Source organism: Pseudomonas sp. PS01299 (genome assembly GCF_029960145.1).
GTDB classification, from domain to species: Bacteria; Pseudomonadota; Gammaproteobacteria; order Pseudomonadales; family Pseudomonadaceae; genus Aquipseudomonas; species Aquipseudomonas putida_A.
The window spans coordinates 1-4,523 of the sequence record NZ_JASCPO010000341.1 but is presented as its reverse complement, the minus strand read 5'-3'; the positions used below and the strand labels follow the sequence as shown (position 1 = coordinate 4,523).

Annotated in this window: 3 protein-coding genes; 2 read left to right on the top strand and 1 reads right to left on the bottom strand. The window is 62.5% G+C overall.

Going from position 1 to position 4,523, the window contains the following annotated elements; all coding sequences use genetic code 11:
* Window positions 1-147 precede the first annotated feature (147 nt).
* Complete coding sequence (locus QMX91_RS29215; RefSeq protein WP_282413785.1) at window positions 148-1,935, bottom strand: flavin monoamine oxidase family protein; 1,788 nt, start codon at window positions 1,933-1,935, stop codon at window positions 148-150.
* A gap of 224 nt (window positions 1,936-2,159) precedes the next feature.
* Between QMX91_RS29215 and QMX91_RS29210 the strand changes: the two genes are divergently transcribed.
* Window positions 2,160-3,566, top strand: a complete 1,407-nt coding sequence (locus tag QMX91_RS29210) for an adenosylmethionine--8-amino-7-oxononanoate transaminase (RefSeq protein ID WP_024164438.1) — start codon at window positions 2,160-2,162, stop codon at window positions 3,564-3,566.
* Window positions 3,567-3,709: 143 nt separating this feature from the next.
* On the top strand, window positions 3,710-4,429 hold the full coding sequence (locus tag QMX91_RS29205; protein ID WP_098966038.1) for a 16S rRNA (uracil(1498)-N(3))-methyltransferase: 720 nt from the start codon (window positions 3,710-3,712) through the stop codon (window positions 4,427-4,429).
* Window positions 4,430-4,523: the final 94 nt, after the last annotated feature.

Genomic DNA, 4,523 nt, shown 5'->3' with positions numbered 1-4,523 from the left:
ATCGCGAGCAGGCTCACTCCTACAGTGACCGTATTCCAACTGGACAAATGCGATCCCCTGTAGGAGTGAGCCTGCTCGCGATAGCGGTCTTACAGGCCAAAAAAAAGCGCGGCATGAGAGCCGCGCTTTTTCATTCACCGCAAAGCCTTACTGCGCTTTGCTGTCGGTGCTTGCTGCTGGAGCCGGAGCAGCAGCAGGTTTCGCCGCAGGCTTCTTCGCCGGTTCAGCCTTTTTCGCCGCAGGTTTGGCCGCAGGCTTCTTCGCCTCGGTTTTCGCCGCCGGCTTCTTCGCTGCAGGCTTGGCCGCCGCTTTCTTCGCCGGTTCAGCCTTCACCGGGGTCGCTGGTTTCGGCGCTTCCACCGGAGCTGGCGCAGGTGCCGGAGCCGGTGCAGGCGCTGGAGACACTGGCGCTGGAGCCGGTTCAGGCGCCTTCACAGGTTCTGGCTTCTTCTCGTCATCCGAACCGCCAAACAGGTTGCTGAAGAAGTTGCCCTTCTTCGCCGCCACGGCACCCGCCGCGCCTGCCGCTGCTGCGGCCGGAACCACTTTGACCGGCTCAAACGACTTGCCGGCTGCCAGGTCTTCCACCTGACTGGCCGCACGCTGACCGGTGCGCAGCGCGCCTTCCAGAGTGCCCGGATACAGGGTGTCGGTGTGTTCGCCGGCAAACGCTACGCGTTGCAGTGGGCGCTCCCACATGCGCCAGAACTTGCTGATCTGGCCCGGGCCGTAAGCCAGGTAGGCGCCGCCCATCGACGGGTCAGTGCTGTAGCGACGGATTTCATAGCCGGTGAACGAGCCACGGGCCTGTGGATAAAACGCGTGCAGACGGATCAGCACCTGATCGACCATCTGCTTGTCGCCGAACGCTTGCATCACGCGGGCATTGTCGCCGGACAGGTTGATCACCACGTTGGCGCCACCTTTCAGCGCCGGCTCGATCCAGAGCATGCCGAGGCCGGCGTTACTGTAGATCTCACCGGACATGCGCGCCTTGCTTTCCCACACAGGCGTCTTGAACTTGAGCATGATCTGGTCGCGCCAGCCGTAGTTGGTGCCCTTGATCGCGGCCAGATGCTGAGCGTCCAGTGCCGGGGTCAGCGCAATCTTGTTCAGCGCACGCAGCGGCACGGCCAGCACCACGTAGTCAGCCTGGTAGCCGACACTGCCGACCTTGACGGTCACGCCATCCTTGTCCTGAGTGATCGCGGAAACCGGCGAGTTGGTCTTGATGGTCTTGATCTGTTTGACGAACGCCTGGGCCAGCACCTGGCTGCCGCCGACCAGACGCGAGGCGCGCAGGTCACGGTCAGAGACGCCACGGTAGACGCGGTTCTGCTGGGCGAAATACAGCAGCGACAGACGCGAAGGCTCGTCGTAGTGGGTGCGGATGTCCTGGTTGATCAGCTGACGCGCGGTGGCCGGCAGGTTCTGCTTGTCGAGCCAGCTCGACACGTTGATCTGGTCCAGCGCATGCAGGGTGTTGGTCGCGGCCGGGTTCTGCGGGTCGTCGATCGAACGGGCCAGATCGTCGAGGGTTTTCTGGTAGCGCTTCAGGGCATCGGCGGTGGCCGGCTGCTTGGTCGCCAGATCGGCAGCGGAGAAATATTCACCGTCGATCAGATAACCCGGTGTACGCACGAATTCAGGGGCTGGCGTGGTGCTCAGCTTGAAGGTCGAGACGTATTTGTTCAGCACCGGCTGGGTCTTGTCGTTGCCGATCCACTCGCTGGTGGCCATGCCCGAGCGACCGCCCAGGCTCGGCTTGGCTTCGAGCAGCGTGACCTGCCAGCCCTTGTTTTGCAGCTCGTAAGCTGCGGTCAGGCCCGACAGGCCGCCGCCGATCACGATTGCGGTTTTATCCTTGGCCAGCGCCGTAACGCTGAACAGCCCCAACATCACCAGCGCACAGGCGCGCAGCCAACCGACAGACATTCAGCGAACTCCGGAAATACACGTAGGAAAAAAGCAGTTTTGCGGGTCAGACGACCCAAAGAACCGCGAAGAATACGTCAGCCATCAAAACGCCGCCAGCGACGTCTATCGGCCCATACAAAGTAGCTCAATAGACGCAATGGGTTGTCCCGGCGCGATGCATTGCATAGGCTTGCGCGATTGTTTGCCCGCGCCTGACGCGAGCCGCCTCGAGGAGACTGTAAATGGGCCTGAATAACCAGTGGATGCAACGCGACCTCGCAGTGCTGTGGCATCCCTGCACCCAGATGAAAGACCACGAACAGCTGCCGCTGATCCCGATCAAGCGCGGCGAAGGCGTCTGGCTCGAAGACTTCGAAGGCAAGCGCTACCTCGACGCCGTCAGCTCCTGGTGGGTCAACGTGTTCGGCCACGCCAACCCGCGCATCAACCAGCGCATCAAAGATCAGGTCGATCAGCTGGAGCACGTGATTCTGGCCGGTTTCAGCCATCAACCGGTGATCGAACTGTCAGAGCGTCTGGTGAAGATGACCCCGGAAGGCCTGAACCGGGTGTTCTACGCCGATAACGGTTCGTCCTGCATCGAAGTCGCGCTGAAAATGAGCTTTCACTACTGGCTCAACCGCGGCCAGCCAAACAAAAAGCGCTTCGTCACCCTGACCAACAGCTACCACGGCGAAACCATGGCAGCGATGGCGGTCGGCGACGTGCCGCTGTTCACCGAGACCTACAAAGCGCTGCTGATGGACACCATCAAGGTGCCCAGCCCGGATTGTTATCTGCGCCCCGAAGGCATGAGCTGGGAAGAGCATTCGCGCAACCTGTTCGCCGCCATGGAACAGACACTGGCAGAACATCATGACAGCGTGGCGGCAGTCATCGTCGAGCCGTTGATTCAGGGCGCCGGCGGCATGCGCATGTATCACCCGGTGTACCTCAAGCTGCTGCGCGAAGCCTGCGACCGCTACGGCGTGCACCTGATCCACGACGAAATCGCCGTCGGCTTCGGCCGCACCGGCACCATGTTCGCCTGTGAGCAGGCCGGCATCCGCCCGGACTTCCTCTGCCTGTCCAAGGCCCTGACCGGCGGCTACCTGCCACTGGCGGCGTGCCTGACCACCGACGAGGTCTACAGCGCGTTCTACGACGACTACCCGACCCTGCGCGCCTTCCTCCATTCGCACAGCTACACCGGTAACCCGCTGGCCTGTGCGGCGGCGCTGGCGACCCTGGATATCTTCGAGCAGGACAACGTCATCGAGAACAACCAGGCCCTGGCCCGGCGCATGGCCTCGGCCACTGCGCATCTGGTCGATCACCCGAATGTCAGCGAAGTGCGGCAGACCGGCATGGTGCTGGCGATCGAAATGGTCAAGGATAAAGCCACCAAAGAGGCCTACCCTTGGCAGGAACGTCGCGGTTTGAAGGTGTTCCAGCATGCGCTGGAGCGTGGCGCGCTGCTGCGTCCGCTGGGCAGCGTGGTGTATTTCCTGCCGCCGTACGTGATTACCCCGGAGCAGATCGACTTCCTCGCCGAAGTCGCCAGCGAAGGCATCGACATCGCCACCCGTGACAGCGTCAGCGTGGCCGTGCCAAAAGATTTCCACCCGGGGTTCCGCGATCCGGGCTGATTGAAAATTTGTGGCGCCTGAACTGCCGCTTTCGCGAGCAAGCTCGCTCCCACAGGGAAATGCATTCCAAATGTGGGAGCGAGCTTGCTCGCGAATGAAGTCGACACCGATCCAACTGATTCACATCTTTCCAGAGACCCGAAATGAGACTGTCCCGCTTCTTTATCGACGCCCCCCTGAGCACCGGCGAACACGAACTGCCGGAAGCCCAGGCGCATTACATCAGCCGCGTGCTGCGCATGGCCGAGGGCGATGCGGTGCAGCTGTTCGACGGCTCCGGCCATGAGTTTCGCGGCTCGCTGGTGGAGGTCGGCAAGAAACGCGTCGTCGTGCAGATCGACGAGCAGTTAGCCGGGCAGATTGAATCGCCGCTGCAGATCCACCTCGGCCAGGGCCTGTCCCGTGGCGAACGCATGGACTGGGCGATCCAGAAAGCCACCGAGCTGGGCGTGACGGAAATCACCCCGATCTTCAGCGACCGCTGCGAAGTGCGCCTGAAGGACGAACGCGCCGACAAACGCCTGCTGCACTGGCGTCAGGTGGCGATCAGCGCCTGTGAGCAGTGCGGTCGCTCGCGGGTGCCGGTGATTCATCCGCCGGTGCTGCTGGCGGACTGGTTGAAACAGACCGAAGCCGAGCTGAAACTGGTGCTGCACCCGGTGGCGGAGCCGCTGGTGAGCCATGCCAAACCGGCGACCCTGGCGTTCCTGATCGGCCCCGAAGGCGGCTTGTCCGACGCCGAGGTCGAGCAAGCCAAGGGCAACGGTTTCCACGCCGCCCGCCTCGGCCCACGCGTGCTGCGTACCGAGACTGCGCCGGTGGTTGCACTGGCGGTGGCTCAGCAGCTTTGGGGTGACTTCTAGGACCTCTTCGCGAGCAAGCCCGCTCCCACATTGGATTTCCAGTGAGCACAAATTTTGTGTACACCCGAGAACTACCGTGGGAGCGGGCTTGCTC

Bases quoted from the DNA above. Each gene is read 5' to 3' on its own strand.
- QMX91_RS29205 (WP_098966038.1), top strand. From the start codon at position 3,710: ATGAGACTGTCCCGCTTCTTTATCGACGCCCCCCTGAGCACCGGCGAA.
- QMX91_RS29210 (WP_024164438.1), top strand. From the start codon at position 2,160: ATGGGCCTGAATAACCAGTGGATGCAACGCGACCTCGCAGTGCTGTGG.
- QMX91_RS29215 (WP_282413785.1), bottom strand. From the start codon at position 1,935: ATGTCTGTCGGTTGGCTGCGCGCCTGTGCGCTGGTGATGTTGGGGCTG.